The organism is Streptomyces sp. NBC_00341 (assembly GCF_041435055.1).
GTDB lineage: Bacteria > Actinomycetota > Actinomycetes > Streptomycetales > Streptomycetaceae > Streptomyces.
Genome location: NZ_CP108002.1, coordinates 6,048,423 through 6,074,314, shown reverse-complemented (window position 1 = coordinate 6,074,314; position 25,892 = coordinate 6,048,423). Strand labels below are relative to the sequence as shown.

Here is a 25,892-nt window from a genome sequence, read left to right as displayed (position 1 = left end):
CGTGGTCCAACCAATTCCCGCCCTTTCACCATCGGATGCTTGGCGCCATCCTCAACCGGAACAGCAACACCATCGAAGCCGTCCCGGCGGCATCACTCAGGAAGGGATGCGATGACCAGTTCCATTCCGTGGACGGATCGTCTGTCCGCTGGTACCGAGGCGACTCAGGACGACGTCGTGCGCTGGTATCGGGACACGCGCGAGGGAAAGGCGTACGTGCCCACGATGATCTGGGGCACTCTCCAGACCGAGGCATACGCCACCGTGATTCTCGGTCAGGTCGTCGAATTCCTTGGCATCCCGAACGACGTGCCGGCGGGCGTCGCCAAGCGCATGCAGCGGCAGGAGGTGCTGTACGACGGCGAGCACCATTACGACGTCGTCCTCGGGGAGCAGGCTCTTTACACGAACATCGGCGGCCCCGAGGTCATGAGACAACAGATCGAGCGCCTCGTGCGAGAACTCGGTCTGTCCTCGCTCACGCTCGGGATCCTTCCTTCCACCGCGCGGGTGGACCTGTTCCCCGTCCACGGGTTCAACATCTACGGCGCCGACGAACGGGCGCATGTCGAACTCGTCTCGTCCTCCGTGGACATCACGGAACAGGGCGAGCTCGATCTCTACAGCAAAGCCTTCGCCACGCTGAGCGGTGCGGCATCGTACGGCAACGCCGCCAAGGAGCTCCTGAAGAAGGCCCACGCCTTCTGGACCGACGCTCCGTCCCAGGAGTAGGCGCATTGCCACATCGGCTGCAAAGCACCCTCGCATGACGCATCGGATGCCCTGTGCTGACTGGACTTGTGGCAGGTGCCCATGCCTGCCCGACACCTGCCACTCGGGGCTGGCGATGTTCACGAGCTTGGGTTCTGGCTCAGCTTCTGTGACGGGGTCACCGTGAGTGATCGTCCGGTACCCCATCGCTCGGAGAATCAGCAGCGCCTGTTGGTGCCGTTCACCTGCGTCCACTGCGGTCTGCCAAGACCTGAAGCCAGCAGGAAACTTGGTGGTAGCCACCCGGGCCGTACGAGATGCTGCCAAAGTGATTGAACGAGATGCCGCGGTTCAGATCGTCGAGGAAGAGCTGGAACGCGACTACCAGCGAGAGCTGTCGCTCGGGCTTGAGCCGATACGCATGGCTTTGTCGCATGTAGAGCAGCATGAGCTGGTATGGATCATTTCCTGGACATCTGAGGAGTACCTGCGCACTCGAAAACCAGACTTCGCGCTGGCCGGGAATGGGCCGTACCTTGTTGACCGCGTCGACGGAAGCCTGCATCAGATCGGTGTCGTCGCCGCAGTAACGGACGCGTGGGAGGCGGACTACCGAGTGCGCATTCGAAGGCAGGTCACGCAGACCGCGGTGGACGATCTGCACGATGAGGTCCGAGCGGTGGCAGGCGCCCATGGGAGGGTTCACGCCATGCACACCCTGCGCCAACGAGTGCCAGTGCTCTCCCACACCCAAATCATCGAGTACGTGACCGCCTTGCAACACGGCGACGCTCCGGCGCACCTTGCAGACGTCGCCTCCAGGGAGCTGGTGGCGCCTACCGACGCGTCCGTGGTGACCGTCCCCAGAGCCGCGAATTGTTGAGGTGCCTGGAAGCAGCAGCTGTCCTCGCAGATCTCGTCACCCAGTGGGAGGAGTGCGGGATGTGGATCACGGACGGTCCCGCTGTACTCATGGACTCCGCCGAAGCAGGTGCTGAGCTGAACGTGGAATATCCGGGTGGTGGACTTCCTGTACAGGCAGGGATCTCGCTGCCTCCTGGCCGCTCTAGGGTCCGCGCCGTCCACACCGAAGCTGACGAGGAGAACTGGGTTGGCCTGGTGCAGCTCCTGGCCATCGCGGACTAGGTTCTGTCCGCGATGGCCAGGAGCGGACGGAACCTAGGAGACCAAGAAGGCCTGATCCTCGGCTAGACCGTCTGACCTGCGATTTCGCTGGCCATGACGGCCACCTGACCGCACCTGGCCCGCCGGGCTTCTGCGGCAGAGGAGTCGGTCGCGCTTCTTCCCGCCTGGACATCGGCACCACCGGATCGCTCGTATCCGGCAACCGAGATCGGCCGTATGCGCGACCGCGCCCAGGAGCGCACGCCCTCTGCGGGAGATGAAGCGTGAGGCCGAGATCGACGAGAGCACCGTCGCAGCGCGCTGCGTCTCTCCCAGCTCCTCGCAGACGCCTACCCAGCTGGTCAGTTCCACATGGCCTCTCTTTGGCCGCGTGCGTTTCGAGCCGATTGCGTCCGCCTGTTCGGCTGCGCGGTGATGCGCCGGCTGAGGATCTCGGCGGGGCGCTCCGCGGTGCCGAGTTCCCGAGGGAGGCGTCGGGAATTGCGGTCGCGGCCTCGGTGGCTGTGTTTCGCAGTGCGCCAGAGCCCGTTCTCATGGACAAACCCAATCTGGTCGAAACCGTCAAGGCCTCTCCCCTGAAGCTCCTTGACCTGGTGCCAGGGCAGCCAGATGGGCCGTCACCACGAGTTCAACGTCTCCACCGACGCCCCGGTCCACCGCAACCGCCGAGCTCAACAGCCGCTCACGCAAGACGCTCGGCCGGGAAACCCAGTTGAGCGCCTGTCTACACTGCTCACGGCCCACTGAGCCACTGGAGGCGTGGTGAAAGTCCCCGCAGAACTGGTCGGCGCCCGTGTCACACGCATCGCCTTCGACTAACAGGTACGGATCAGCTTCGCTGATCACGAGCGCGACGGCCGCATCCGTCTCGACGGCGAACTCGTCATCGAGACGCGGATCACCGTCACCGATGCCGTCGGCACCCAGGTCCTCTTGCCCGGGACGGGAACGGCACTGGCACCGCTCCTCGGCCTGTTCACCAAGGTCGTCATCGAAGCCGAGGTCACCGGGCTCGGCACCCTGTCCCTCTGCTTCGACGACGGCACTCGACTCGGCGTCGATCCGGACCCCGATTACGAGTCCTGGAGCCTCACCGGCTCAGGGCTCGAACCAGTCCTGGTAGGCCCCGGCGGCGAAACCGGCCGGCGGCACTGACCACTTCACCTGGGTCGCGACGGTCCCTGGAATCCGTCCGGCTGCGGCGGGGGGCGCTTCTTCGCGTTCTGGGTCAGTGTTCCGTTTCGCCGAGGGCCTCGCGGAGCCAGTCCAGCGAGCCCTGCCCGAGGAGCTCGTCCGCAAGGCGCTGCCCCGTCCCAGTGACCAGACGGCCGCGGCTGTTGTCGATCCAGCGCTGCGCGTTCTCGTAGCCCTGGGCTTGGTACTCGATGCCCTGGAGCAGGCATTCCAGCTTGTCCGCGTCCCGGGCGCAGATGGCCTCGGGAGACTCCTTGGCCTCGTACTCGGCGACGACAAGGCGGACAGCGGACGCGAGGGCTTCGGGCATGCCGGCCGTCTGGTCGGCGGTCACGGCCTGTGGGTCACCGGCGGGGGCGTACTTCTTCCCGACATGGTTCACGTCCCCGGTGCGGGTTTCCTGCGTGTCGTGCCATACGGCGAGATAGGCGGCTTGCGCCGGGTCGGCTCCTTCCAGCTTCGCGATCAGTGAGGCGATCAGCGAGGTGCGCCACGAGTGTTCGGCGACACTCTCCGGATCCTTGACGCCTGCCATCCACCAGCCGCTTCGACGCGTGTGCTTGAGCGTGCCCGCTTCGTACAGGAAGCGCGCCACTGCGGACAGGTCGTCAGCCACGCCCGTCTCCTCTCACGCCTCGGCGAGGCGGATCGCGTACCGGATGGCTTCGAGTTCCCGGCGTGTGCGCGCCGACAGCTCCCGGCCATCCAACATCACGGGGAGGGCAGCGCGCAGGTCCAGTCCGGCACGAGTTCCGGGACGCAGCAGGTTCGGGCGGGCCGCAAGCAGAGTCCACAGAGTGTGGACGTTGAGGTCGAAGAACCCATGACGTGGAGTGAGGCCCCGGACGAGGTGGCGCATCAGCTTGTCCCCTGGCCAAGGGCCTGGGTTCGGGATAGCAATGAAGTCATCGGACAGCTGGAGACCGCCGGCCTCGCCGATCCAGTAGGCCCAGTAGGCCCAGTAGTTCAGATTGGCCGCCTCGCCCGCGTCGTTGTCGGCGAGGGTTGCCGTGATGAAGTGGCCCATCCGCTCCTGGTCCCCTTGCCTGGCCGACACAGCTGCGACCGAACGGGAGTTGAGCCACACCGTCAGCCAGTCGCCAGGTCGCTCGGTGCGTTGTTGCAGTGCCAGCCATTCGGAGGTATCCGCGGCGTCGTCGTAACCGGCGAGGTAGAGGGCCTGGCGGCGGAGGAGGAAGCACTCTGCGCCACGCGCTTGCTCGGCGGTGCGACGCATGCGGGAAAAGAACCTCTTCCGGTCGTCGGTCGCCAGCTCCGGCCCGGTCGGCACGGGGCCGCGTCGCGGGCGGGGCGGGTCAGGAAGAGACCGGAGCGGTGTGGGCGCGACGCCGTTGAGCGGCCAGGAGAGAACCTCGATGAGGTCGCGCCGCATGACCCACGCCCCGATCGGGCTGTCGAGTGTCTCTGCGTCCTCGTCGAGCGCGCCGGACAGCAGGACGTCCGCCTCCATGGCTCGCTCCAGCACCGCAAGAAGAGAGGGTGCGCTGCCCAGCTGCAGGAGTTGATGACGGTGCATGAACATCTGCCCGACGGGCACCGCGGTCAGTGGCCGGCGACCCGACTCCCATCCGGCGATGGTGTCGGATGAGACGTGGAACTCCTCCGCGAGAGTGTCCTGGGTATGTCCGAGCTGCTCGCGGATCACGCGGAAGACGTACCCGGAGATGATGCCGCTGCGGCTGCGGGCGACTGTTCCCTGACCGCTGGTCAGGGTGGCCAACGGGTTGATGTCCATGGCTTCCCCCTCGCCCGGCAACCCCGGCCGGGCACCCGTACCTGTGGTCGGTTCAAGCAGCGTCCGCTGCTCCCTACTGTCGAAGTCACAGCCCTGACCGGGCAATTCAGCGTAGTGGAAGGGAAGTCATCATGGACCACGTTCCTCACCATCAGCGACGGGGTGGTCACCCGTGATGACGATCAAGGTATACGAGGTTGACCGTCACGGCCTTACCCGCGTCTTGCGGCCGGAGGCCCCGGTCATCCCGGTTGTGACGGTAGATCGCACGGCAGCCTTCCCTGACTGCGAATGCCCCCGCCACCGTGCGGCGGACACGGAGGCCGCGTACCGGGAACTCCTCGGCCACACTGCTCAGTGCGCTGCCTGCCGCGCCGGCACCCCGTGCGGCACCGCCGCCCACCTCGGCCGCGCCTGGCGGGAGACCCGCCGATGAGTCCCCGCTCGGTGATGCGGTTCGTTGAGTGGACGATCGGCGCTCCTCGCGGTGAGTTGCCGCAGACCGTCATCGTGGTCCGCTGCCTCGAACCCGACTGCACCGCGACGTCCGAGCCGAGCCCCTCCCACATCGACCCGGATCACTGGGCGCTGAAGCACGCCGGGCGGATGGGGCATACCGATTACGAAGAGGTCGCACGCAGCCGTCTCGTCGCCGCCCCGAAGAGCCCGCAGCAAGGGGTAGCTGCGTGACGTCAGCCTGCATCACTTGCGGCACCACCGGCCTCGTCAAGCCCGTTGGGCGCACCGACGGCCCGCATACATATGGCTGCCCTGCGCACATCCGGGGGCTGCGCGGCCAGATCGGAGACGTACTCGCGAATCTGACCTGGTTGCAGGAATCCCGCACGCAACGGATGCGTGATCGACAGATTTGATCTCCCTCCAGCGATGCACGGCTCGCGCAGCCGCACCCTGTGTGCACCTGTCTGTACCCCGGCCGCCACTGGCCGGGGTACAGACGGGCGTAGTCCCTGACGAGGGCTGTATCGTGCAGCCGCACCGGGAAGCCACCGTCACTGTTCGACAGCCGGGACGGGCAGGTGGCCGCCTCGGTCGGTGACGGCAGGCGGTAACGGCTTGACGAGGGGGAACTGATGGGGCCGGCGAGGGCGTCCGGAGGGGCATGGACGAGGGATTTCGCCTCCGCGAGGCGACCACCGAGGACGTCGACACCCTGACAGACGTCCACACCCGCACCCGGACCGCGTACTACACCGCGGGCGGCATGCCTGATCAGGAGCTGGCCGCCCCGGACGCGTGGGTGGAGCGGCGCGATGCCTGGGCACGGGTGCTCGCCACCTGGACGCGGACCACGCTGTGCGCGGAGGACTCGGATGGTTCGGTGGTCGGCCTGCTCACCGCCGGTCCGCCGCACCACGAGGAGCTCGGCTCCGCGACGCACTATGAGCTGTACCAGATCGGGGTGCTGCCGCACGCCTGGGGACACGGGGTGGGCGGGGCCCTGCACCGGGAGTTCGTCGTGCGGGCAGCCGCCGCGGGGTGTGCTGAGGGAGTGCTGGAGTGCTGGGCGTCCAACACTCGTGCGCAGCGCTTCTACGCCCGGCACGGCTGGCGGCCGGACGGTGCGCGGCGTCCGGGCCCCATGGACAGCGACTACGTCCGGCTGCGGCTGAAGGTCGATCCCAGTCGGCCATCCGGCAGCTGGTAGCCCCAGTCGCAGGCAAGGGCAGTGAACAGCATCGCCAGGATCCTGCCGCACCGCCTGGAACCGCTGGCAGTTCGAGGCAAGCCCGCGACAGGGCAGCCGTCCGCCGGGAGGTCCCCGCTCGGTGTCGGACCCGTTTGGCATCATGCCCGGCATGGACTTCGGCCCCGCCGACCGGCGTTGGCCCGTTGCGGATCGGAATGACTCGGCACGCGGCCGGCATGGCGCTCTACTCGCTCCGTGATCCTTCCGCAGTATCGGAGTCCGACCGGCCAGGTCAGCACGTCTTCCGCCCCAGCGGGCTGATGATCAGCATCCACTGCGTCCGCGACACCCTCGAAGCCATCGAGCTGGGAAGGCCGTCTACCCAGACGGACCGAGTGCTCTTCCGGGACGTGGACGTATTCGCCCTTCCGGCCCGGGAGGTCGTCCGGCGCGTTGGTGGATTGGCCTCCATCGAGGAAGACCCCGACGACACTGCTTCGTTCATAGCCCAAGATCCGCTGCTGAGTTTCTGGCGTCCGTTCGCTGCCGACGACGAGCCGGAGGAAGAGCAGGGTTACTACTTCAGCTCAATCCTGGTGGCACAGCCTGGCTACTACGGCACCCCTGCATGACGTGACTTGCCGCCTTGCGTGCCCTTCCCAGCCGAACCGGAGAGTGGCTGATGGCCGATGGAGTCGTTCTCGACGGGGTGCTGACCCGGCTTGTCCCGACGGCCGAGGGTGATGTGGACCTGCTGGCCCAGTGGTTCGCTTCGCCTGAGTTCGTCGAGCACTGGGGCGGCGTACCGCTATCGCGTGCCGAGGTGGCTGAGAAGTACGTGGGGAGGCGCCGGCCGCGTGTGGAGTCATTCCTGGTGCTGGCAGAAGGCACACCGGTGGGCTACGCCCAGTACTGGCGGGCCGGAGTGGCCGAAGGCGGCATCGACATGGTGTTGGGGCCGGAAGCGAGAGGGCGGGGCCTGGGGCCGGATGCGGCTCGCGTGCTCCTTGCGCACCTGGGCGGGGACCTTGGGTGGCGGCGCGTGACCGTCGATCCCGCGAGAGGGAATCTGCGGGCAGTACGTGCCTGGGAGAAGGCCGGGTTCCGGCAGGTGGCGAGCGAGGGCGAGAACCTCCTCATGGAGTACAGGTTTCCCGAGGGACGCCTGAGATGCCTGGGACGCCTGGGCTGACCCCTTCGGAAGGTGAGCCCGCGCCCGAACCGATGAGCGGTGCCACGCCGCCCCCTCAAGAGCCGAGCAGCCCGCCCTGCCCCACCCCGCGCAACAACGTGTCGACCACGAGTGCGGCCAGTTCGTCCACGTTCCCGGTTTCGGTGGCACGGGTCTGGGCGGCCTCGTGGATCAGGGCGTAGTAGACGCGGCGCGCCCAGGCCAGGTCCGTGCCGGGGCGCAGGACGCCGGCTTCCAGGGCGCGTCGGAACAGCCGCTCGCACTGGTCGAGCACTTCGGCGTGCACGCGGGCCACCTCGGGGTCCTCCGGGGTGGTGGCGCCCATCGCGAAGCCCCAGCCGGTCTTGACGCGCAGGACGTTGGCGGTCACCTGGTAGAGGGCGACCAGTGGCGGGGCGCTGTCGGCGTGGGCGCTCGTCACGGCTTCGTGGAACTGCCGGGCAGCCCACTCACGCAGGGCGGACACCAGGGCCTCGCGGCTGCTGAACCGGCGGTGCACCGTGGTGCGGGCGACGCCCGCCGCCTCGGCGATCTGCTCCATCGTGGCGGCCGGGTTGGCGCCGAGGACCCGCTCCGCGGCTTCCAGGATCGCCCTGACCGTCCGCTCCGTATCCGCGCGCAACGGTCGCTGCTGACTCTTCCGGTCCACGAGGCTCCTCACATCCCAGTGTCTGTTCGAACAGGCTACGGGACAGTCGCCGGTCGCCCTTAACTTGCGACATTAGTGTTGCAGGTTCTAGGGTTGTTGCATCACTAGCGACCCATCTAGGCAGAGGGGTGCCTCATGGACCTGCAACTGACCGACAAGACCGCCATCGTGACCGGCGCAAGCCGGGGAATCGGCCTGGCCACCGTCTCCGCGCTGGCGGGCGAGGGCATGCGCGTGGTCGGCGCGGCGCGGACCATCACGCCGGAGCTCAAGGAGACCGGAGCGATCTGCGTCGCCATGGATCTCGCCGCAGCCGACGCCCCCGGCCGGCTCGTCGCCCTGGCCGCCGCCGAGCTCGGCGGGCTCGATCTGCTGGTGAACAACGTCGGTGGCGGCGACCCGGGCGCGGACCCGACGGGCGGCTTCCTCAGCTTCACGGACGAGCAGTGGTCGGAGGCGTTCAACCTGAACTTCCTGACCGCCGTCCGCACCACCCGGGCGGCCCTGCCCCACCTGACGGAGAGTCGCGGTTCCGTCGTCAACATCTCCTCGAACGGGGCCAGGACCCCGCACGCCGGCCCCGTCCCGTACACCACGGCGAAGGCGGCGCTGACCGCGCTGGGCAAGGCCCTGGCCGAGGAGTTCGGTCCCCTGGGCGTGCGCGTCAACACCGTCTCGCCCGGCCCCGTCCGCACCGCCATGTGGGAGAGTCCCGACGGGTACGGGGCCGAGCTGTCCAGGTCCATGGGCGTGGAGCACGAGCAGCTCCTGGCCGGTCTCCCGGCCGCCGTCGGCATGGTCACCGGTAGGCTCGTGGACCCGGACGAGGTCGCCGCGCTCGTCGCCTGCCTCGCCTCCCCCCGCGCCGGCAGCACCACCGGCGCGGACCACATCATCGACGGAGGCTCGATCAAAACGGTGTGATCGGGAGAGTGTGATCGGGAGAGTGCGATCAGCGGCGTGATCAGGATGGCGTGACCGCCGCCCGCTCCGCTCGCCCGCGGCCCAGGAAGGCGCCGGCGAGCAGGGCCCCGGCCAGGACCAGCGCGGAGTTGACGAGGATCGCGACCGCGACCCCGGAGAGGACCCCGTCGGGGCCCGTGTCCCCCAGGGCGGCCATCCGGGCGGTGGCGACGGCGCTCATGACCGGGATGCCGAGGGTGATGCCGACCTGCTGGGTCATCGTGGCGAGGCCCGTGGCCAGGCCCTGTTCCTCGTCCGGGAGGCCGGAGGTGGCGGTGACCATGAAGCCGACGATCATCAGCATGTTGCCGATGCCCCCGATGAACGTGGCCGCCAGGAGCAGCCAGATCCACGTCCCGGAGGTGCCGAGCGCGACCAGGGAGAGGGTGGCCGCCGCCTGGACGACGCCGCCGGTGACGATGGTGGTGCGGTTGCCGAACCGGCCGACGGCCCGGCCGCCCAGGGTGCCGCCGATGACCGTGCCGATGCCGAGGACGCCGAAGGCGAGCCCCGTCGCGAGGGGCGAGTAGCCGAGGACCTCCTGGAGGTAGAGCGTCAGCAGGAAGACCAGCGAGGTCTCGGTGACGAAGGCGATCAGGCCGGTGGCGTTGCCCCAGATGACGCTGCGGCGCTTGAGGATGTGGACGGGGACGAGCGGTGCGGCGGCCCTCTTCTCGACGAACCAGAAGCCGATGAGCAGCGCGATGCCCGCGAGGAGCGCGGCCAGGGTGGTGGGCGTGGTCCAGCCGGTCGCGCCCGCCTGGGTCAGTCCGTAGACCAGGAGCAGCAGGCCGCCGGTGACGGTCGCGGCTCCGGGCACGTCGAGGCGGGGCCGTTCGGCCGGGCGTGAGTCGGTGATGACGGACGGGGCCAGGGCGACGACCAGCGCGGCGACGGGCACGTTGACGAAGAACGCCCAGCGCCAGGAGAGCAGATCGGTGAGCAGCCCGCCGAGGATCGCGCCCGCCGTGAACCCGGCGGACATCAGGGCCCCGTTGAGGCCCAGGGCGCGTTCGCGCAGCGGGCCCTCCTTGAAAGCCGTGGTCAGCAGGGCGAGTCCGGCCGGGGTGACGGCCGCGGTGGCGAGACCCTGGAGGACCCGGGCGGTGAGCAGCACCTCAGGGGAGGTCGCCAGCCCGCCCAGCGCGGAGGAGAGGCCGAGGACGACCATGCCGCCGACGAACAGGCGCTTACGGCCGACGAGATCGGCCACCCGGCCGAACAGGAGCGTGAATCCGGCGGCGGCGAGGGCGAACGCGGTGGCGATCCACTGGAGGTCCGCAAGTGCGAAGCCGAGGCCTTCGCCGACGACGGGCAGTGCGACGTTCAGGATCGAGAAGTCCACCGCGATCATGAACTGGGCGCCGAGGAGGAGAGCGAGTACGAGCTTCTGCCGGCCGGTCATCCGGGGCGGCGACGGCGGAGCGGCATCCATTTGCGGCGTAGCGCCAAGGGGCGCGCGGGGTGTGCGAGACGGGGTCTGGCTGGGTGCGGACATGGTCGGCCTTCCTCGGGTCGAGGTGTTAACGGTTCCGTAGTTCCGTTAAGATGAGGCGACCGTAGCAGAGGAGAGGGTGTTAATGGAACTGGAGACCCGTTATGACGTCTGAGGGTGTGGAACCCGGTACGGTCCGGCCCGGCGGGCGCACCGCCCGGGTCCGGGAGGCCGTCCTGCGCGCGGCGGGTGACGCGCTGGCGGAGCACGGCTTCGACCGCCTCGATCTCGCCGATGTCGCGCGCCGCGCGGAGGTCGGCAAGACGACCGTCTACCGCCGCTGGTCGAGCCCCACCGGGCTGATCGCGGAGCTGCTCGACGACATGGCCGAGCAGTCCTCCCCGCGCACGGCGACCGGCTCACTGGACGAGGACCTCAGGGCCAACGCCCGGCTCGTGCTCAGGACCCTCACCGACGCCCGCCAGGGCGCCCTGTTCCGCTCCGTGATCGCGGCGGCGACCTGCGACGAGCGCACGGCGGCGGCGCTGCACCGCTTCTACGCCATCCGCATCAAGGAGTGGTCCGGCTGCGTCACCGAGGCCGTCGAGCGCGGGGAGCTGCCTGCGGGCACCGATCCGGACGAGGTGATCCGAGCCGTCTCCGCGCCGCTCTACTACCGACTGCTGGCCAGCGGCGACCCGCTCGACGCGGCGGCCGCCGACCGGGCCGCCGACGCCGCCGCGGCGGCCGCGAGGGCGGGTGCGTACGTGAGCTGAGCCGGACTCAGCCGGGCCGCCCAGGGGTGCGGGACTCAGCCCGCCCGCAGCCGGGCCGCCCAGGGGTGGTCCGCGCCTTCGGCCAGGGTGATCGTCTCGGTCAGCAAGGAGCGCTGACCGTCAGTGAGGACGGGCAGCGCGGCCGCGAAGTCCAGCTCGTCCTTGGGGCGCCGGGACCGGGACTTGTACAGCAGCTGGACCTCCGGCACGACGTACGGGACGCCGTCCCCGGAGACCGCGCCCAGCCGGTCCAGCGGCAGCCTGATCCTGGGGTCGCGCCGGAACACCCAGTCGTCGCCCGCCACGTCGTCGAGCATGAACTGGACGCGCCACGGCTCGTCCGGCCCCGGCCGGCACCAGATGTCGTGGACGTCCGCCGGCAGGACCTCGCCGGAGTCCCACGGCCGCAGCGTGCCGGGCGGATCGGCGGCCCACCACTCCCAGCCCGGCAGCGTCCGCTGGACGGCGAGCTGGTCCCGGCGCAGCAGGAGCACGTCGACGTCACCGTGCTCGCGGTAGGCGCGGCCGACGGCCAGCTCGACCGCGTAGCCGCCCGCGATCCACCACGGGGTGCGCAGCGGGGCGAGCAGGGCGGCGGTTCCGGGGAGGGACAGCGGATCCCAGGGGCCCCAAGGGGTTTCCGTGCGCACGACGCCCTCAGCCCGGAAGGAGGAGGTGCCGGTAGCTGTCCGGGTGCTCCCTGAGGTAGCTGGCCAGGTCCTTGGGCGGCCGGCCGGTGAGCCGCTGCACGGCGTCCGAGACCGTGGCCATCTCGCCGGCCGCGATGGCCTCATACGACGTCACCCAGCCCGCCACCTCCCAGTCGGGCGCCCCGTACCCCGAGCGTGAGGCGTAGGCCTCCTCCCGCGTCTCCGGCACATAGGTGATGGCCCGTCCGGCGGCCCGGCTCAGCTCCTCAGCCGCTTCCGCGAGGGTGAAGGCCCGGGGGCCGGTCAGTTCGTACGTCGCCCCGTCGTGCGCGGTGTCCGCGGTGGCGCCGCCGGGCAGCAGTACGGCGGTCGCGGCGTCCGCGATGTCCTCGTGGGCCACCGCGGCCACCCGGCCGTCACCGGCCGGGCCGCGCAGCACGCCGTCGGCACCGGTCATCGCCGGGAGGCCCGCGAGGTACCAGCTGTCACGCAGGAAGGTGTGGCGGACGCCGGAGACCCGGATGTGCGCCTCGGTCTCCCAGTGGTCCCGGGCGAAGGTGAACGTCGCATCGGGCGCCGCGCCGAGGAACGACACGTACACGATCCGTTCGACGCCCGCGGCCGTCGCCGCGTCCACGGCGCTGATGTGCTCGCGCACCCGGTCCGGGCTCTCGTGCGCCGATACGAGAAACAGGGTGTGCGCCCCCGCCAGCGCGCGGCGCATCGCCTCCCCATCGCCGTAGGGCGCGGCCGGCGCGGTGTCGGCGCCGGGCAGTTCGGGCAGCCGAGACGGGTCCCGGCCCAGCAGCCGGACCGGAACGCCCGCCCGGACCAGCCGCTTCGCGACCCGGCCGCCGAGCGCACCGCTCGCGCCGGTGACCGCCGTGAGGGGGCCGTTCGTGAGGTCGTCGGGGCCGGTCCTGTCGTCGTCCGATGAGGTCATGACGGGTCGCCTTCCTTGCGCTGCCAGGGGCGCACCTCCACGACCGCGTCGACCGGAACCGGTCCGTAGATGTGCGGGAACTCCTCGCCGCCGGGTGTGACCGACTCGTACCGCACGGGCGCGGGGAGCCGCTCGGTGTCGATGACCAGCACCACCAGGTCCTGGTCACCGCCTCCGGCCCGGCTCCCGGCGCCGTACAGCATCTCGGCCACACCGGGGAGCTGGTGGGGCAGCGAGCAGTGGATGAAGCCCTCTTCCTGCAGGGTGCGGCCGCGGGTGGACATCTCGTACGTCCCGATCCCGCGGGCCGCCTCCCACAGCGGGCCTTCGGTGAGGTGCAGAAGTTCGGCCATGGACCAAAACTAGGCCAGACCAGTGGGGTCTCAGCCGCGTCGGCGCGTCCTGCGTGCCATCAGCGTGGCCGCAGAACCCGCGACCAGCAGCGCGGCCGCGATGCCGCCGATCACCCATTCACCGCCGCGCGAACCCGTGTTCGGGAGTTCTCCTCCCGGATGGGGCCGGTGCGGCCAGGAGTGGGTGGGCCGGGGGCCGGGGGTCGACTCCGACGGCGACGGCGACGGTCCCGGCGTGTCCGTCGGGGTCGGCGTGGGCGAGTCCGTGGGCGTCGGGGTGGGGGTCGGGGTCGGGGTGGGTGAGTCCGTCGGGGTCGGCGTGGGCGACGGCTCCGCGTCGCAGTCCGGCAGATCGCCGTCGAACGGGTAGGCATGCAGCTCCTGACCACCCGACTCGCCCGCAGACGTGTGCGTGAGCGAACCCGCGCTGTAGAAACGGCCGTTGGTTCCGCTTACGTCCAGCCGGGTCTGGCTCGACTGCTGGCCGATCAGCACACTGCCCTGGAACTGGCCGCTTCCCCCCAGCCCGATCTGCGTGGCGTCCGGGAAGTTCCACAGCAGGTTCTCGCGGAGACCGGACTGCGGCAGCGACCCCATGTACGTACTGATGTTGCGGGTCGTGCCGTACACGTTGACCAGCACGGTGGCGCCGGCCGGGACACCGCTGAAGACGATGCCCTGGTCGCCGCCCGTGCCGGAGGCGATATCGGCGTCCAGCGCGAAGACCTGGAGCGGCGAGGTGCCGTCGCCCGTGAACACGGTCTCGGAACCGTTGTTCTCGGTGGTTCCGGTCACCGGACGGCGGTGGTCGGCGTTGTCGTCGTACGCGTAGCAGTGGCTGGCCTCGGTGAGCTGCCCGCGCAGGTCCGCGTAGGGGACGATCGCGTCCGGGTCGCTGATCGGCGCCGTGTCCGGTTCGACGGTGCCGCTCAGCGTCTGGGCGTACCGGACGCGTCCGGTGTTCGCCATCTCCTCCGCGAGCAGCCGCTGACCGCTCGCGATCGTGAGGTCGCCGCCGACCGTCAGGTAGTCGCTGCCGTTGGGCGGCGGCACCCGTGAGCCGACGCCCGCGACGCCGACGTCGTAGATCTGTGAGGCTCCGGCCCGCTTGTTCACGTCGAACCGGCCGAGAGTGACGATCTTCCCCTCGGCTTCGGCCGCCGCCTCCCTGACCAGGTAGTCGCCACCCACGTAGATGTTGATGTTGCTGTCGTGGTTGACCACGGGTCCGTTGTTCGGGTCGTTCCAGTCGGTGGGGCAGTCGTCGCCCAGACACGGTCCGAGTCCGCCGGGCAGCGGATCAGCGGCGGCGGTGGGCGCGATGGCCCCCACCATGGCCGCCGCTGCCGCCACCGTCACCGCCACGCGGTGAATTTTACCGCTTCTACGCGCTTTTGTTCCCATACAGCGCAATATGCAGCTTTATTGAGTGCTTATCAGTTGTGCCACGCCGGTCGGGCGCCCGCTTCCACCAACCGGGCGCCCGCCAGCCCGCCAGCCCGCCAGCCCGCCAGCCCGCCAGCCCGTCGGCCCGTCAGTTCGTAGGCCCGCCAGTTCGTAGGCCCGCCAGCCTGACGGACTGACAGCCCGTCAGCCCGTCAGCCCGTCAGCAGCTTCGCCTCGGTCTGCGGATCGAGGCCGACCGTGGGGCGGTCGGGGCGCTGGGGTGCGCTGCCGCCCCGTTCGCACAGCCACTTCCAGGTGTCCTCGACCGTCTCCCCGACCGGCCGGCAGCGCAGCCCGGTGGCGTGCGCCCGGCTGACATCGCCCTGGTGCAGGCTGTCGTACAGCTCCCCCGGCGGCAGCCAGACCGGCAGGTCCGACCAGGGCTCGACGCCCGCCGCGAGGATCGTCTCCGTGTCGGTCCAGCGCAGCTCGGCATCGGAGCCGGTGACCCGCACACAGGCGTCGAGCAGCTCCCCCATCGTGGTGTGCCCGGGGCGGCTGACCAGGTTGTACGGTCCGTGCAGTCCGTTCCCGGCGGCGTCCAGCAGCCATCCGGCGAGGTCACGGGCGTCGATGTACTGAAGGGGCAGACCGGGTGTCCCCGGGGCCAGTACGGGTCCGCCCCTGGCGATCCGCGTCAGCCACCAGGGCAGCCTGCCGATGTTCTCCCAGGGGCCGATGATCAGCCCCGCGCGGACGAGCAGCGCGCGGTCACCGAAGGCGTCCAGCGCGGCCAGTTCGCCACCGCGTTTGGCCAGCGCGTACGAGACGTCACCGTCGGCGTCGGGTGAGGCACCGTCCACCACCGGACCGTCCTCCGGCAGACCCGCCGGGGCCGGGTAGGCGTAGACGGACCGGCTGGAGACGTACGCGTACCGCCGGGCCCGGCCCGCGAGCAGCCGGGCCGCGTCCCGTACGGCGGAGGGGGCACCGCTCCAGGTGTCGACGACCAGGTCCCAGGTGTACGAGCCGTCCTCCGGCCCACCGGCGGATTCGAGCGCGGCCAGGCCGTCTTCCGCGGTGCGGTCACCGAGCAGTTCGGCCGTGCCGGGCGGCGGCTCGTGGTGGCCCCGGTGGAACACGGTGACCTCCCAGCCGCGCGCGAGCGCGTCCTCGGTGACGGCCCGGCCGACGAATTCGGTACCACCCAGCATCAGAAGCCTCATGGACCCGACTCTGCCTCCCCGCACCCCCGGACCGGAACCGGCCTCGCTCTGGGCTGAATCGGACGCGTTCGGGTACGCGTTCGACCCGTTCCGCACCCGCCCGGCCCGTTCCGGTACGCGCTCAGGACGAGTGGGCGAGCGGGCTCCGGTTGCGCAGGAGCCACTGGTGGTAGCCGTCGACCTGCCGGGCCGCCTCCCGGTACGCGGCCTCCAGCTCCCCGTACACCGCCGCCGTGTCGGCGCCCGGCCGGGAGACCAGCAGCAGCCGGACCGCGAGCGGGTCGTCGCGCAGCGGGCGGATGGCCATGTCGTCGCGCGGGCCCGAGGTCGGCTGGCAGGGCGCGACGGCCTCGCCGAGCACGACGAGGGAGGCGGCGGTGAGGTAGTCGCCGTGCAGCACGGTCGGCGCGACACCGGCCGCGCCGAACACCCGGCGCAGGCCGTCCCATTCGCCGTCCACCGTGGGATCGACCATCCACCGGTCGGCCGCCAGGTCGGTCAGGTCGACGACGGGCAGGGCGGCGGCCGGGTGGTCGCGGGCCATCGAGATGAACTGCGGTTCGCGGTCCAGGAGCACCCGCTGCACCAGGCCGTCCGGCACGTAGAGCGGGCAGCCCTCCACCTCGTGCACGAAGGCGACGTCGAGCCGGCCCGCCTCGACCGCGCGCAGCAGCGCGTGGGCGGACACGTCGACCCGCAGTGTGATGTCCGTGCCGGGCAGCCGGATGCGCAGCCTGCGCAGCCAGCCGCCGATGACCCGGCTGGCGGTGCAGCCGATCCGCAGCCGGGGACCGCCGGACCGGGCCGCGTCCGCCTCCGCCTTGGCGTCGGTGACCAGCGCCCGCATGCCGTCCACGAGCGGACGGGCCCGGCTCAGGACGGCGTGGCCGAGCAGGGTGGGGCGGCAGCCGGTGCGTTCGCGGCTGAACAGTTCTGCGCCGAGGGAGTTCTCGATCCGGCGCAGCTGGGTGGTGAGCGAGGGCTGGCTCACGCCCAGCCTGCGGGCCGCCCGGTGCAGGCTGCCGGTGTCGGCGATGGCGCACAGCGCCCTGAGGTGCCTCACCTCAAGCTCCATACCGCGAGACTAGGGCGGCGCCGCCATGCAGCACCAGACGTCCCAATCCCATCAAACTCCTGTAATTCAGCGGTAGGTGGAACGCCGGACACCGTTTGTGCCCGCTCGGTTCATCGCGTCCACGCCCAGGAGCTACGGCCGGGTGATAGGGCGGCGCTATCGCCGGTTGGCATCATCCGCCGGGGCTCCGATTCACCCACACTCTCTCCGTACCGCCCCCGTCCGAGTCCGATGATCGGACGGGTTCCTCGGACAGGTAACTGGTAGGAGACCCCCCATGAGACACCCCAGGACCGTCATATCGGCCGTGGTCGGCCTCGGCTTCGGCCTCGCCGCCGCGCTGGGAACCGCACCCGCGCTCACCTCTGCCGCCCCCGCACCTGCCTCTTCCGCGACGGCCCCCCACGTCGCGTACACCTCGCACTCCGGATCGCACGAGAGCGCCGCCGCCAACAAGGCGTTCTTCGAGGCGGTCGCGAAGTCGGTGGCCGAGAAGCGGGCCGCCCACCCGGGCGTCCAGTCGGTCACCATCGTCTACAGCACCGCCAACGCCCCCAGCTTCCGCACCCAGATAGCCAACAGCGCGCAGATCTGGAACAGCTCGGTCTCCAACGTCCAGTTGCAGGAGGGGTCCAACGCGGACTTCACCTACTACGAGGGCAACGACCCGAGCGGCTCGTACGCCAGCACCGACGGACACGGCAACGGCTACATCTTCCTCGACTACGCGCAGAACCAGCAGTACGACTCGACCCGCGTCACGACTCACGAGACCGGGCACGTGCTCGGCCTGCCGGACGACTACTCGGGTCCGTGCAGCGAGCTGATGTCGGGCGGCGGCCCCGGCCCGTCCTGCACCAACCCGTATCCGGACACCAATGAGCGCAACCAGGTGAACTACCTCTGGCAGAACGGCTTCGCGGCCGCGCTCGCCCGCAGCGGTTCCTGACCACAGCACGCGCGGACAGGGGCCACCTCGCAGGACGGGGTGGCCCCTCACGTGTGCGCAAAGGCCTGCGCCTTCGGCCCTTCGCGCGTGCGCTCGTTCACTCGTTCACTCGTTCGCTCGCTCGGGACTGTCACCGGTTCAGTTCGGTACGGACGAGGGCCAGCAGTTCGTCGTCCGTCATCCCGAGCTCACGTGCGCCACCGACCATCTCGCGTACCCGGTCCAGCAGCCTGGCCCGGTGCGGCGAGACACCCGAGGCGACCATCGCGCCGCGGCCCCGGCGCAGTTCGATCAGCCCTTCTTCGCGCAGCCGCTGGTAGCCGCGCAGCGCCGTGTGCACATTGACGCCCAGCGATTCGGCGAGGACCCGGGCGGCGGGCAGCCGCTCGCCCGGACCGACCGTCCCGTCGGCGACGGCACGGCGCACGCAGGCGGCAATCTGGTCGCCGAGCGGCACGGTGGAGGTGGGATCGACCCGGAAAAGCATGGTCATTTTTCCGTTCGACGCTGATCGACGAGGGTGTTGAGCAGCGCCGCGGCGGTCGCCGAGTCCTCGACGGTCACCGCGAACTGCCGTCCACCGGCCAGGTCCGCCACGATTCCCTCACCGGACCGGATCATGACTCCGGTACGGCCGGGGCGGATCCGGTAGCCCCAGCCGCCGTATTCGGCCAGGGGATTGATCTTACGGCTGTCCGCCGCCTCGATCCGGTCGAGCGGGACTCTTATCCGCGGCCACGGCAGCATCCCGGAGACCGTGAGGCCGCGCCGGTCCACCGTCACGTACGGGCGGGCGAAGACCGCGAGGAGCGCGCCGACCAGGAGAGCCGACGTCGCCGCGATCCAGTCGGCGGTGAACAGCAGGACGATCCCGCCTCCGATCATGACGAGCGGGACCAACGGCAGCCACCAGGTCCCGGCATTGCGCGCCCACCCCGCGATCTCCCCGTCGGCCAGCTCGATCCGTTCGCCGCCGCCGACCGGACGGAGACCGGCCGGGTCCTCCTCCCGGGGAAGGAGCGCGGCGAGCAGCAGCCCGAGCCCGAAGGCGAGCGCGGCGACTCCCACGCCCGCGGCCAGGTGCCACATCGGGAACGTGACGCCCTGCGCCCGGCCCTGCGCGTCCCGGGCGGCATCCACGTTGACGAACAGGACGACCGCCATCAGGTAGCCGAGGCCTCCGGCGACGGCATAACCACTCGCGACGAGCCTCCCGTACGAGCGGCCGGTGTACTTCCCCGCGACCGCCATCAGGACCCACAGGGCGCCGATCCCGGCGAACAGCACGACGACGATCGCGATGTACGAACCCCGGCTCGCGTGGTCGTCCACCTGGCCGTTGCCCACGAAGTGGCTGGCCATCTGCGCGGGGAGCCGGTCACGCCAGGTCGCGAACAGGATGAGGTCGGCAGCGAGGGCGAGTGCGAACGGCAGCGCGGCAAGACCCACACGGCCGACATTTCTACGGTTCATAGAAACCTCCATTGTTTGCATGCTAATAGAACAATGGAGGTGCGGCAATGGGGCCGGGACCGTGGGCAGCGGGGCACGGGCATTGGGCCGTAGGCCACGGGCATTGGGCCGTGGGCCGTGGGCCGTGGGCCGTGGGCCGTGGGCCGTGGGGCAATGCGGAGCCCGCCTGACGGTGACGCGCTGTCAGGCGGGCTCGGTGACGGTCCGGTACGGGTGCTGGTGAGGCGTCGGTCAGGCCAGTTCGAGGGGGAACGCTCCGCGGTGTCCGGTACCCGCGCCGGCCGTCGGCCTGGGCTCGAACTCCGGGCAGCTGTAGGTCTCCTGGACGAATCCGCTGCGCCGGTCCCAGAGATCGAGGACATCGCCCTCCCCGTCCGCCCCCCGGTAGGCCTCTTTGGCCCCCCGGAAGCAGGCGAGGCCGCCGGAGAGACCTCGGCCGGGCGCCGGGAAGTAGTCCGAGAAGGCACAGGCGATGCACGTCTGGAGCCGGACTCCGGGCGGAAGAACCCGCTGGATGGTGGCGAGCGCGGAGCCGAAGTCGCTCTCGGCCCGGTGGGACCGGAAGCCCGCTCCGCCGAACTGCAGCTCCAGGTAGAGGTACGGATCCGGCCGGCGCAGCGACAGCAGGCAGCTGAGCCGCGCCTGTTCGGGCACCCCGTCCGCGACGACCGGGAACGGCAGGTCCCATTCCAGGACGCAGTCGTTGAGCACGCCGTCCGCCAGGGCGAACATCTCGCCCTGGTCCGGCGTGCCCGCCGCGGGGCGGAGGCCGTCGAAGCTGTCGCCCTCGAAGTCGACTCCCCGGATACGGAGGTGGAGTTGCTGTCCGTCGGTGGTGAGGATGACGGCATCGGATCCCTGCCGGTCCCGGTACCACCCTGCCCACGACTCATCTGTCATGGGCAGGGACTGTAGCCCGTGCCTCGGACACTCCCCCTGCCGCCCTCCACTTCCCCGCGCGAGGCCCGTGACCTCGGCCGATCATCGCCCTGTCGCGTCACGCTCCTTCACTCCTCGGCTCCTTGGCTCCCCCACTGCTTCGCTCAGTGGGTCCGGCGCGTGACGAACTCCGCCAGGGCGAGGAGGTCGCCCGCCGCGGACAGGTCGGGCACCGCGCGGGACAGGTGGTGCACGGCCCGTGCCATCCGGTCCGCGGCGCAGATCTGCGCCCAGTCGCGCCCGCCGGCCCGGTCGACGGCGTCGGAGGCACGGCTCACCTCGCCGACCGTGTTCATCGGACCGCGGTAGAGGGCGGCCAGCTCAGCGGCCGCCGGGGTACCGGAGGTGAGCGCGGCGACCACGGGCAGCGACTTCTTGTGGGCGGTGAGATCGGCCCCGACGGGCTTCCCCGTCTGGGCCGGGTCGCCCCAGATGCCGATGAGGTCGTCGATGAGCTGGAAGGCGAGCCCGGCCTCCCGGCCGAAGCCGTCCATCGCTCCGACGGCGCGCTCGTCGGCGCCCGCGTAGAGCGCGCCCACCGCGCAGGCGCAGCCGAGCAGAGCGCCCGTTTTGGCCGTGGCCATGGTGAGGCACTCGTCCAGCGTGACCTCCTCCGGGCCCCGTTCCTCGAAGGCGCAGTCGGCCTGCTGGCCGGCGCACAGTTCGATGACGCAGGTCGAGAGCCGGGCCGAGGCGCGTGGCGAGACCGCTCGGGCGTCCTCGGCCAGCAGCCGCTGGGCGAGGGCCAGCATCGCGTCGCCGGCGATGACGGCGTCCGGGATGCCGAACACCGTCCAGGCGGTGGCGCGATGCCGGCGGGTCCGGTCCTCGTCGATGACGTCGTCGTGGAGCAGGGTGAAATTGTGCGCCAGCTCCACGGCGACGGCCGCCCGCACGGCGTCCCTGGGGTCACCTCCGAGCGCCCGGGTGGCGGCCAGCACGAGCGCCGGTCTGATCGCCTTGCCCGCACCGCCTCCGGCCGGGCTGCCGTCGGCGTGCTGCCAGCCGAAGTGGTACATGGCGACGCGCCGGATGGATCCGGGCAGCGAGGCGACCGCCGCCCGCAGGTGGGGGTCGACGAGGGATCGGGTGTACTCCAGAAGAGCCGCGGCCTCGTTGCCCTCGGTGGCGGCGTCGGTACGGGTCATGGTCAATCGGTCACCCCGGTCGTTGCCGTCCCGGCCCGGACGCTGTCGCTCCGGGCCGGGACGTGGGTGGTTGCTGTGGCTACTGAGGACCGCGGCGCGTGCCGGGCAGCGGGTCCCGCCCGTGGCGGCCGGGACCCGCTGCGGACACGGACTAACGCCAGCGGCTTACCTCGACGTTCTCCAGGACACCGAGGGCGTCCGGTACCAGTACGGCCGCCGAGTAGTAGGCCGTCACGAGGTAGGAGATGATCGCCTGCTCGTCGATCCCCATGAACCGGACCGACAGGCTGGGCTCGATCTCGTCGGGGATGCCGGTCTGCTGAAGTCCGACGACGCCCTGCTCGGCCTCACCGGTCCTCATGCAGATGATCGAGGTGGTGCGGGCGTCGCTGACCGGGATCTTGTTGGACGGGAAGATCGGAACCCCGCGCCAGGTCGCGATGCGGTGACCGCCGACGTCCACGCTCTCCGGGACCAGTCCGCGCTTGCTGCACTCCCGGCCGAAGGCGGCGATGGCCCGGGGGTGAGCCAGGAAGAGCTTCGATCCGCGGCGGCGCGAGAGCAGTTCGTCCATGTCGTCCGGACCGGGCACACCGTCGTGGGGCTGGAGCCGCTGGCCGTAGTCGCAGTTGTTGAGCAGGCCGAACTCGCGGTTGTTGATCAGCTCGTGCTCCTGGCGCTCGCGCAGCGCCTCGACCGTGAGCCGCAACTGCTGCTCGGTCTGGTTCATCGGCTGGTTGTACAGGTCGGCGACCCGGCTGTGGACCTTCAGCACGGTCTGCGCGACGCTCAGTTCGTACTCGCGGGGCGCGGCGTCGTAGTCGACGAACGTGTGCGGGACGAGGGCCTCCCCGACGTGCCCCGCGGACAGGTCGATCGCCGCCTCGCCGTAGTTGTTGGTGCGCTGCTGCGGGATGGCCAGCAGTCCGGCGAGATGCTCGCGCAGCGAATCGGACCGCTCCGCGAGGTTGAGCACATCGGCCCGCTGCAACGTCAGTACGGTGCAGTTCGTGACGGCGCGGGCCGTGTACTCCCAGAGGGCGTCCCCCTCGACGAGGGAGTGGTCACCGAAGTAGGCCCCGTCGGCGTGCACCCCGAGCACCGTCTCGTCCCCGTAGGGGCCGGTGCCGATCTTCTCGACCTTGCCGTGCGCCAACAGGAAGACCCGGTCCGCCGCGTCACCGGCCGTGGCCAGGAGCTGTCCGGCGGGAACGTCACGCTGCTCGCACCTGCGGGCCAGCTCCGCGAGCGCCTCCTCGTCCCCGAAGCCCCGCAGGGCCGGGAGTTCACCGAGCTCGGCGGGGATGACCGCCACCCGGTCTCCGGTCTGTACGAAGGTCACCCGGCCGTCGCCGACCGAGTAGCTCAGCCTGCGGTTCACCCGGTATGTGCCGCCCTGCACCTGGACCCACGGAAGCATCTTCAGCAGCCACCGCGAGGTGATCTCCTGCATCTGCGGGGCGGACTTGGTGGTCGTCGCGAGGTTCCGCGCGGCTGCCGTGCCAAGACTCTGCTGCGGCGGCACCTGCGCGTTCTGAACCTCTTCACCAACGGACATCTGACGTCCTCTCCATCATCGGCTGACCTGCTGAAGAAGCCTTTCAGCACGTGACTCGGCGCGCCATTACACAAAAGAGTGTGACTAATAGGGCTTTGGGCTGGGCACAACGCTGCGCGATGCCCGCGGAGCAGTTAACTTGCATCTGGGATGCCAATTATCTAGCGTGACCGTCATGCGGCTGACGAGATTCACCGACGTGGCACTGCGCGTACTGATGCGCCTCGCAGTCGTGGAGAACGAGGATCCGCCGACCACCCGCGAGGTGGCGGCGGCCATGCAGGTGCCGTACTCCCACGCCGCGAAGGTCGTGGCCAGGCTCCAGCACCTCGGCCTGGTCGAGGCGCGACGGGGCCGGGGCGGCGGGCTCACCCTGGCCCCGGGCGGCCCGACCGCGTCCATCGGCGGGCTCGTCCGCGAGCTGGAGGGCCCCGGCGACGTCGTCGAGTGCGACGGCACCACCCCCTGCCCGCTGCGGTCGGCGTGCCGACTGCGCGGGGCGCTGCGCGAGGCGGCGGAAGCCTTCTACGCCACGCTCGACCCGATCACCGTCGCGGAACTCGTCGCCTCCCCCACGGGACCGCTCCTGATCGGCATCAGCGGCGGGCCACCACCCGGCGACTGAACCACACCCGCCCCGGGCACCGGACCACAAACCCCTCGCCCCGCCCCCATCCTCCAGCTCGCCCGTAAATGCGCATATCAAATACCAATTCCATACGAGGAGTCACGATGCTCTCCGAGCAGTCGACCGCCACCGTCCGTGCCACCCTGCCCGCCGTCGGCGCGGCCATCGGAGACATCGCGGATCTCTTCTACCGCAAGCTGTTCGACGCCCACCCCGAGCTGTTGCGCGATCTCTTCAACCGAGGCAACCAGGCCTCCGGCGCCCAGCGCCAGGCGCTCGCCGGTTCCATAGCCGCCTTCGCGACGCAGCTGGTCGAGCACCCCGAAACCCGCCCCGACGTCATGCTCGGCCGCATCGCGCACAAGCACGCCTCGCTCGGCATCACGGCCGCCCAGTACGACGTCGTCCACACCCACCTGTTCGCCGCCATCACGGAGGTGCTCGGTGACGCCGTGACTCCGGAGGTCGCCGCCGCCTGGGACGAGGTCTACTGGCTGATGGCCAACGCCCTCATAGCGATCGAGGAGCGGCTGTACGCGCAGCAGGGAGTGCTCGCCGGTGACGTCTGGCGGGACTGGGAGGTGGTTTCCCGGACCGAGGAGACCGCGGACGTCGCCACCTTCCGGCTCCGCCCCGCCGACGGTGCGCCCGCCCCCGGCTTCCGCCCCGGCCAGTACGTCTCGGTGCGGTGCGAACTCCCGGACGGCGCACGCCAGATACGCCAGTACAGCCTGTCCCGCGCTCCCGGCTCCCCGCTCCGCTCGATCACCGTCAAGCGGGTGCACGGGGACGGCGCCCCGGACGGCGAGGTCTCGCGGCGGCTGCACGACCGGGTCCGGCCGGGCGACCTGCTCAGCGTCTCGGCCCCGTACGGCGACCTCGTGCTGGACTCCGCCGACGCCCCGCTCCTGCTCGCCTCCGCGGGCATCGGGTGCACCCCGATGCTCTCGATGCTGGAGCACCTGGCGAACGACGGCCACCGCACCCCGGTCACCGTCGTGCACGGCGACCGCTCCCCCGACGACCACGCCCTGCGCACCGACCACGCCACGCTCACCGGCGAACTCCCGGACGCCTCGGCGCACTTCTGGTACGAGAATCCCGGCCCCGGCCACCCCGGAAACCGCACGGGCCTGGTCGACCTGACGGACCTGGCCGTCCCGTCCGACACCCACGCCTACCTGTGCGGCCCGCTGCCCTTCATGCGGTCCGTGCGCACCCAGCTGCTCGCCAAGGGCGTCCCCGCCGCCGACATCCACTACGAGGTGTTCGGCCCCGACCTGTGGCTCGCCAGGGGCTGAACCGCGTCCGGTGCTCGCGGAATTGACCGGATCGGCTCGCACACCGCCCGAACAGAGCCCCGTCAACAGCGCATGACTGGCTCGGGGACCTGTTTACCGGGTACAAGCGCACCACGGGCATATCTCCCCACGCGCAAAGGAGTCGGCCATGTCCTCACCCATGTCCGCGAGCACCTTCCTCGCCGCCCTGAAGGACGAGGGGCTCACCGTCGTGCAGGTAGGCGACTGGCGAACCCACAACCGCAACCAGCAGGGCGACTGGGGCCCGGTCAACGGCGTGATGATCCACCACACCGTCACCAAGGGCACCGCCGCCACCGTCCAGCTCTGCCGCGACGGCCACAGCGACCTGCCGGGGCCGCTGTGCCACGGCGTCATCGCCAAGGACGGCCGCGTCCACCTGGTCGGCTACGGCAGGGCCAACCACGCCGGCCTCGGCGACGACGACGTACTGCGCGCCGTCGTCGCGGAGAAGAGCCTGCCGCCGGACAACGAGGCCAACACCGACGGGAACCGGCACTTCTACGGCTTCGAGTGCGAGAACCTCGGCGACGGGAAGGACCCCTGGCCCGACGTCCAGCTCGAAGCCATCGAGAAGGTCGCGGCCGCGATCTGCCGCCATCACGGCTGGACGGCCAAGTCCGTCATCGGGCACCTGGAGTGGCAACCGGGCAAGGTCGACCCGCGCGGCTTCACGATGGCCGATATGCGGGCCAGGATCCATGACCGCATGAAGTAGCCGCCCACGGTCCGCCCGGGGCACGTCCGCAGCCCGGGGCCCGTCCACAAG

29 protein-coding genes are annotated in these 25,892 nt (G+C 70.5%); 14 read left to right on the top strand and 15 right to left on the bottom strand.

Going from position 1 to position 25,892, the window contains the following annotated elements:
• Window positions 1–111: 111 nt before the first annotated feature.
• From OG892_RS27550 to OG892_RS27535, 4 genes are all read left to right on the top strand, one after another.
• The gene (locus tag OG892_RS27550; protein ID WP_073736975.1) at window positions 112–732 is read left to right on the top strand and encodes a DUF5753 domain-containing protein; all 621 of its coding nucleotides are present in this window, start codon (window positions 112–114) and stop codon (window positions 730–732) included.
• 307 nt (window positions 733–1,039) lie between these two features.
• A complete protein-coding gene (locus tag OG892_RS27545; protein WP_371630545.1) occupies window positions 1,040–1,594 on the top strand; it encodes a YrhB domain-containing protein in 555 nt (184 codons plus the stop codon).
• Window positions 1,588–1,857, top strand: a complete 270-nt coding sequence (locus OG892_RS27540; protein ID WP_371630544.1) for an Imm21 family immunity protein — start codon at window positions 1,588–1,590, stop codon at window positions 1,855–1,857. The genes OG892_RS27545 and OG892_RS27540 overlap by 7 nt, the downstream gene beginning before the upstream one ends.
• 828 nt (window positions 1,858–2,685) lie before the next feature.
• Complete coding sequence (locus tag OG892_RS27535; RefSeq protein WP_371631701.1) at window positions 2,686–3,012, top strand: DUF6188 family protein; 327 nt, start codon at window positions 2,686–2,688, stop codon at window positions 3,010–3,012.
• Window positions 3,013–3,085: 73 nt separating this feature from the next.
• Here the strand turns inward: OG892_RS27535 and OG892_RS27530 are convergent, their stop codons facing one another.
• A complete protein-coding gene (locus OG892_RS27530) occupies window positions 3,086–3,667 on the bottom strand; it encodes an HD family hydrolase (RefSeq protein ID WP_371630543.1) in 582 nt (193 codons plus the stop codon).
• A 12-nt stretch (window positions 3,668–3,679) separates the two neighbouring features.
• The gene (locus OG892_RS27525; protein ID WP_371630542.1) at window positions 3,680–4,807 is read right to left on the bottom strand and encodes a helix-turn-helix domain-containing protein; all 1,128 of its coding nucleotides are present in this window, start codon (window positions 4,805–4,807) and stop codon (window positions 3,680–3,682) included.
• A 432-nt stretch (window positions 4,808–5,239) separates the two neighbouring features.
• On the opposite strand from OG892_RS27525, the gene OG892_RS27520 reads away from it, so the two are divergent.
• The 4 genes from OG892_RS27520 to OG892_RS27505 all read left to right on the top strand — a co-directional run bounded on the left by OG892_RS27520 (window position 5,240) and on the right by OG892_RS27505 (window position 7,650).
• Complete coding sequence (locus OG892_RS27520; protein ID WP_073736979.1) at window positions 5,240–5,497, top strand: hypothetical protein; 258 nt, start codon at window positions 5,240–5,242, stop codon at window positions 5,495–5,497.
• 433 nt (window positions 5,498–5,930) lie between these two features.
• Window positions 5,931–6,476, top strand: a complete 546-nt coding sequence (locus OG892_RS27515; protein ID WP_371630541.1) for an N-acetyltransferase family protein — start codon at window positions 5,931–5,933, stop codon at window positions 6,474–6,476.
• Between the two features lie 218 nt (window positions 6,477–6,694).
• Window positions 6,695–7,090, top strand: a complete 396-nt coding sequence (locus tag OG892_RS27510; protein WP_371630540.1) for a hypothetical protein — start codon at window positions 6,695–6,697, stop codon at window positions 7,088–7,090.
• Window positions 7,091–7,140: 50 nt separating this feature from the next.
• Window positions 7,141–7,650: a GNAT family N-acetyltransferase gene (locus OG892_RS27505; protein ID WP_371630539.1), complete on the top strand. Its 510-nt coding sequence runs from the start codon at window positions 7,141–7,143 to the stop codon at window positions 7,648–7,650.
• 55 nt (window positions 7,651–7,705) lie between these two features.
• Here OG892_RS27505 and OG892_RS27500 read toward each other — a convergent pair whose 3' ends face one another.
• The gene (locus OG892_RS27500; RefSeq protein ID WP_371630538.1) at window positions 7,706–8,299 is read right to left on the bottom strand and encodes a TetR/AcrR family transcriptional regulator; all 594 of its coding nucleotides are present in this window, start codon (window positions 8,297–8,299) and stop codon (window positions 7,706–7,708) included.
• Window positions 8,300–8,434: 135 nt separating this feature from the next.
• Between OG892_RS27500 and OG892_RS27495 the strand changes: the two genes are divergently transcribed.
• Window positions 8,435–9,223 (top strand): SDR family NAD(P)-dependent oxidoreductase, encoded by a 789-nt coding sequence (locus OG892_RS27495; RefSeq protein WP_371630537.1) that lies wholly within the window; start codon window positions 8,435–8,437, stop codon window positions 9,221–9,223.
• A gap of 40 nt (window positions 9,224–9,263) precedes the next feature.
• Here OG892_RS27495 and OG892_RS27490 read toward each other — a convergent pair whose 3' ends face one another.
• The gene (locus OG892_RS27490) at window positions 9,264–10,760 is read right to left on the bottom strand and encodes an MFS transporter (RefSeq protein ID WP_371630536.1); all 1,497 of its coding nucleotides are present in this window, start codon (window positions 10,758–10,760) and stop codon (window positions 9,264–9,266) included.
• Window positions 10,761–10,861: 101 nt separating this feature from the next.
• On the opposite strand from OG892_RS27490, the gene OG892_RS27485 reads away from it, so the two are divergent.
• The gene (locus tag OG892_RS27485; protein WP_073736985.1) at window positions 10,862–11,473 is read left to right on the top strand and encodes a TetR/AcrR family transcriptional regulator; all 612 of its coding nucleotides are present in this window, start codon (window positions 10,862–10,864) and stop codon (window positions 11,471–11,473) included.
• Between the two features lie 35 nt (window positions 11,474–11,508).
• Here OG892_RS27485 and OG892_RS27480 read toward each other — a convergent pair whose 3' ends face one another.
• The 6 genes from OG892_RS27480 to OG892_RS27455 form a co-directional block, all read right to left on the bottom strand.
• Window positions 11,509–12,123 (bottom strand): nucleotidyltransferase domain-containing protein, encoded by a 615-nt coding sequence (locus tag OG892_RS27480; protein WP_371630535.1) that lies wholly within the window; start codon window positions 12,121–12,123, stop codon window positions 11,509–11,511.
• 7 nt (window positions 12,124–12,130) lie between these two features.
• On the bottom strand, window positions 12,131–13,066 hold the full coding sequence (locus OG892_RS27475) for an SDR family oxidoreductase (RefSeq protein WP_371630534.1): 936 nt from the start codon (window positions 13,064–13,066) through the stop codon (window positions 12,131–12,133).
• The gene (locus OG892_RS27470) at window positions 13,063–13,419 is read right to left on the bottom strand and encodes a DUF952 domain-containing protein (protein ID WP_371630533.1); all 357 of its coding nucleotides are present in this window, start codon (window positions 13,417–13,419) and stop codon (window positions 13,063–13,065) included. The genes OG892_RS27475 and OG892_RS27470 overlap by 4 nt, the downstream gene beginning before the upstream one ends.
• A gap of 30 nt (window positions 13,420–13,449) precedes the next feature.
• The gene (locus tag OG892_RS27465; RefSeq protein WP_371630532.1) at window positions 13,450–14,784 is read right to left on the bottom strand and encodes a choice-of-anchor A family protein; all 1,335 of its coding nucleotides are present in this window, start codon (window positions 14,782–14,784) and stop codon (window positions 13,450–13,452) included.
• A 233-nt stretch (window positions 14,785–15,017) separates the two neighbouring features.
• Window positions 15,018–16,031 (bottom strand): NAD-dependent epimerase/dehydratase family protein, encoded by a 1,014-nt coding sequence (locus tag OG892_RS27460; RefSeq protein ID WP_371630531.1) that lies wholly within the window; start codon window positions 16,029–16,031, stop codon window positions 15,018–15,020.
• Between the two features lie 121 nt (window positions 16,032–16,152).
• Complete coding sequence (locus tag OG892_RS27455) at window positions 16,153–17,106, bottom strand: LysR family transcriptional regulator (protein WP_199884458.1); 954 nt, start codon at window positions 17,104–17,106, stop codon at window positions 16,153–16,155.
• 277 nt (window positions 17,107–17,383) lie between these two features.
• On the opposite strand from OG892_RS27455, the gene snpA reads away from it, so the two are divergent.
• Window positions 17,384–18,055, top strand: a complete 672-nt coding sequence (gene snpA, locus OG892_RS27450) for a snapalysin (RefSeq protein ID WP_371630530.1) — start codon at window positions 17,384–17,386, stop codon at window positions 18,053–18,055.
• 130 nt (window positions 18,056–18,185) lie between these two features.
• On the opposite strand, the gene OG892_RS27445 is transcribed toward snpA, so the two are convergent.
• The 5 genes from OG892_RS27445 to OG892_RS27425 all read right to left on the bottom strand — a co-directional run bounded on the left by OG892_RS27445 (window position 18,186) and on the right by OG892_RS27425 (window position 23,173).
• A complete protein-coding gene (locus OG892_RS27445; protein ID WP_073736992.1) occupies window positions 18,186–18,542 on the bottom strand; it encodes a GntR family transcriptional regulator in 357 nt (118 codons plus the stop codon).
• A gap of 2 nt (window positions 18,543–18,544) precedes the next feature.
• Window positions 18,545–19,528: a DUF1648 domain-containing protein gene (locus OG892_RS27440; protein ID WP_371630529.1), complete on the bottom strand. Its 984-nt coding sequence runs from the start codon at window positions 19,526–19,528 to the stop codon at window positions 18,545–18,547.
• A 231-nt stretch (window positions 19,529–19,759) separates the two neighbouring features.
• Entirely contained in the window at window positions 19,760–20,428 is a 669-nt protein-coding gene (locus OG892_RS27435) for a DUF6304 family protein (protein ID WP_073736994.1), read from the bottom strand.
• Between the two features lie 143 nt (window positions 20,429–20,571).
• The gene (locus OG892_RS27430; RefSeq protein ID WP_371630528.1) at window positions 20,572–21,615 is read right to left on the bottom strand and encodes a family 2 encapsulin nanocompartment cargo protein polyprenyl transferase; all 1,044 of its coding nucleotides are present in this window, start codon (window positions 21,613–21,615) and stop codon (window positions 20,572–20,574) included.
• A 151-nt stretch (window positions 21,616–21,766) separates the two neighbouring features.
• Window positions 21,767–23,173, bottom strand: a complete 1,407-nt coding sequence (locus OG892_RS27425; protein WP_328865458.1) for a family 2B encapsulin nanocompartment shell protein — start codon at window positions 23,171–23,173, stop codon at window positions 21,767–21,769.
• Window positions 23,174–23,348: 175 nt separating this feature from the next.
• On the opposite strand from OG892_RS27425, the gene OG892_RS27420 reads away from it, so the two are divergent.
• The 3 genes from OG892_RS27420 to OG892_RS27410 all read left to right on the top strand — a co-directional run bounded on the left by OG892_RS27420 (window position 23,349) and on the right by OG892_RS27410 (window position 25,841).
• Complete coding sequence (locus OG892_RS27420) at window positions 23,349–23,798, top strand: Rrf2 family transcriptional regulator (RefSeq protein ID WP_371630527.1); 450 nt, start codon at window positions 23,349–23,351, stop codon at window positions 23,796–23,798.
• 107 nt (window positions 23,799–23,905) lie between these two features.
• A complete protein-coding gene (locus OG892_RS27415) occupies window positions 23,906–25,102 on the top strand; it encodes a globin domain-containing protein (protein WP_371630526.1) in 1,197 nt (398 codons plus the stop codon).
• A gap of 148 nt (window positions 25,103–25,250) precedes the next feature.
• Complete coding sequence (locus tag OG892_RS27410) at window positions 25,251–25,841, top strand: N-acetylmuramoyl-L-alanine amidase (protein WP_073736999.1); 591 nt, start codon at window positions 25,251–25,253, stop codon at window positions 25,839–25,841.
• Window positions 25,842–25,892 lie beyond the last annotated feature (51 nt).

Excerpts from the sequence above, each read along its gene's own strand:
- OG892_RS27550 (WP_073736975.1), top strand. The coding sequence starts at position 112 with ATGACCAGTTCCATTCCGTGGACGGATCGTCTGTCCGCTGGTACCGAG.
- OG892_RS27525 (WP_371630542.1), bottom strand. The coding sequence starts at position 4,807 with ATGGACATCAACCCGTTGGCCACCCTGACCAGCGGTCAGGGAACAGTC.
- OG892_RS27520 (WP_073736979.1), top strand. The coding sequence starts at position 5,240 with ATGAGTCCCCGCTCGGTGATGCGGTTCGTTGAGTGGACGATCGGCGCT.
- OG892_RS27515 (WP_371630541.1), top strand. The coding sequence starts at position 5,931 with ATGGACGAGGGATTTCGCCTCCGCGAGGCGACCACCGAGGACGTCGAC.
- OG892_RS27510 (WP_371630540.1), top strand. The coding sequence starts at position 6,695 with ATGGCGCTCTACTCGCTCCGTGATCCTTCCGCAGTATCGGAGTCCGAC.
- OG892_RS27505 (WP_371630539.1), top strand. The coding sequence starts at position 7,141 with ATGGCCGATGGAGTCGTTCTCGACGGGGTGCTGACCCGGCTTGTCCCG.
- OG892_RS27495 (WP_371630537.1), top strand. The coding sequence starts at position 8,435 with ATGGACCTGCAACTGACCGACAAGACCGCCATCGTGACCGGCGCAAGC.
- OG892_RS27490 (WP_371630536.1), bottom strand. The coding sequence starts at position 10,760 with ATGTCCGCACCCAGCCAGACCCCGTCTCGCACACCCCGCGCGCCCCTT.
- OG892_RS27485 (WP_073736985.1), top strand. The coding sequence starts at position 10,862 with ATGACGTCTGAGGGTGTGGAACCCGGTACGGTCCGGCCCGGCGGGCGC.
- OG892_RS27475 (WP_371630534.1), bottom strand. The coding sequence starts at position 13,066 with ATGACCTCATCGGACGACGACAGGACCGGCCCCGACGACCTCACGAAC.
- OG892_RS27470 (WP_371630533.1), bottom strand. The coding sequence starts at position 13,419 with ATGGCCGAACTTCTGCACCTCACCGAAGGCCCGCTGTGGGAGGCGGCC.
- OG892_RS27460 (WP_371630531.1), bottom strand. The coding sequence starts at position 16,031 with ATGAGGCTTCTGATGCTGGGTGGTACCGAATTCGTCGGCCGGGCCGTC.
- OG892_RS27455 (WP_199884458.1), bottom strand. The coding sequence starts at position 17,106 with ATGGAGCTTGAGGTGAGGCACCTCAGGGCGCTGTGCGCCATCGCCGAC.
- snpA (WP_371630530.1), top strand. The coding sequence starts at position 17,384 with ATGAGACACCCCAGGACCGTCATATCGGCCGTGGTCGGCCTCGGCTTC.
- OG892_RS27445 (WP_073736992.1), bottom strand. The coding sequence starts at position 18,542 with ATGCTTTTCCGGGTCGATCCCACCTCCACCGTGCCGCTCGGCGACCAG.
- OG892_RS27440 (WP_371630529.1), bottom strand. The coding sequence starts at position 19,528 with ATGAACCGTAGAAATGTCGGCCGTGTGGGTCTTGCCGCGCTGCCGTTC.
- OG892_RS27435 (WP_073736994.1), bottom strand. The coding sequence starts at position 20,428 with ATGACAGATGAGTCGTGGGCAGGGTGGTACCGGGACCGGCAGGGATCC.
- OG892_RS27430 (WP_371630528.1), bottom strand. The coding sequence starts at position 21,615 with ATGACCCGTACCGACGCCGCCACCGAGGGCAACGAGGCCGCGGCTCTT.
- OG892_RS27425 (WP_328865458.1), bottom strand. The coding sequence starts at position 23,173 with ATGTCCGTTGGTGAAGAGGTTCAGAACGCGCAGGTGCCGCCGCAGCAG.
- OG892_RS27420 (WP_371630527.1), top strand. The coding sequence starts at position 23,349 with ATGCGGCTGACGAGATTCACCGACGTGGCACTGCGCGTACTGATGCGC.
- OG892_RS27415 (WP_371630526.1), top strand. The coding sequence starts at position 23,906 with ATGCTCTCCGAGCAGTCGACCGCCACCGTCCGTGCCACCCTGCCCGCC.
- OG892_RS27410 (WP_073736999.1), top strand. The coding sequence starts at position 25,251 with ATGTCCTCACCCATGTCCGCGAGCACCTTCCTCGCCGCCCTGAAGGAC.